The 1,289-nt window shown below is 60.1% G+C and carries 2 rRNA genes; both read left to right on the top strand.

What is annotated here, in order from left to right:
- Positions 1-660 (top strand): 16S ribosomal RNA (locus WS40_RS10650); the annotation flags it as partial.
- Between the two features lie 277 nt (positions 661-937).
- Positions 938-1,289, top strand: a 23S ribosomal RNA gene (locus tag WS40_RS11710); the annotation flags it as partial.

Raw genomic sequence — 1,289 nt, 5'->3', positions numbered from 1 at the left:
GGGAGTACGGCCGCAAGGTTGAAACTCAAAGGAATTGACGGGGGCCCGCACAAGCGGTGGAGTATGTGGTTTAATTCGACGCAACGCGAAGAACCTTACCAAGACTTGACATTGATTGAAAGACTTAGAGATAAGTTCCTTCTCTTCGGAGAACAAGAAAACAGGTGGTGCATGGCTGTCGTCAGCTCGTGTCGTGAGATGTTGGGTTAAGTCCCGCAACGAGCGCAACCCCCGCCGCGTGTTGCCATCGGGTGATGCCGGGAACCCACGCGGGACCGCCGCCGTCAAGGCGGAGGAGGGCGGGGACGACGTCAAGTCATCATGCCCCTTATGCCCTGGGCTGCACACGTGCTACAATGGCCGGTACAGAGGGATGCCACCCCGCGAGGGGGAGCGGATCCCGGAAAGCCGGCCCCAGTTCGGATTGGGGGCTGCAACCCGCCCCCATGAAGTCGGAGTTGCTAGTAATCGCGGATCAGCATGCCGCGGTGAATGCGTTCCCGGGCCTTGTACACACCGCCCGTCACACCACCCGAGTCGTCTGCACCCGAAGTCGCCGGCCCAACCGAGAGGGGGGAGGCGCCGAAGGTGTGGAGGGTGAGGGGGGTGAAGTCGTAACAAGGTAGCCGTACCGGAAGGTGCGGCTGGATCACCTCCTTTCTAGGGAGATTCTCATAAGAATCAAGGGCTTCACTACATCAGATTCCAGAAAATCCAGCATCCGGCTCCCGGGGCTCCCGCCCCGAGGCACCTTGACAGCCGCATAGCGAAGCACGGAATACAGAAGATACGCGGGGCCGGGAGATCATCCCGGCCCCCGAGAACGAATAACGAAATCAATTCATCTAACAAGTTGATTCGGATTCTTCACGATCGCAAAATCATTCAAGATTTACTCGATGTGGTTTACCTAACACAAAGACAGGGAACACTTCAGGACGAAGATACAAAGGGCGCGAGGCGGATGCCTTGGCGCGGGAAGTCGACGAAGGGCGCGGCAAGCTGCGATAAGCCGCGGGGAGGCGCAAACGGCCATAGATCCGCGGATTCCCGAATGGGGGAACCCAGCAGGGGCAATGCCCTGCTACCGGCCGCCGAACGCATAGGCGGCCAGGAGGCAACCGGGGGAACTGAAACATCTAAGTACCCCGAGGAAGAGAAATCAACCGAGATTGCGCGAGTAGCGGCGAGCGAAAGCGCACCAGCCCAAACCCGGGCGCGTGTAAGCGGCAGGCGTTGCCGCCCGGGGGTTGCGGGACGCACGTCACGGAGCTGCCCTCCGTGGAGTG

Source organism: Ruminococcus sp. N15.MGS-57 (assembly GCF_000980385.1).
Classification (GTDB): domain Bacteria; phylum Bacillota; class Clostridia; order Oscillospirales; family Ruminococcaceae; genus Hominimerdicola; species Hominimerdicola aceti.
The sequence above is the reverse complement of the archived record's forward strand: the minus strand, read 5'-3'. Positions and strand labels throughout refer to the sequence as shown.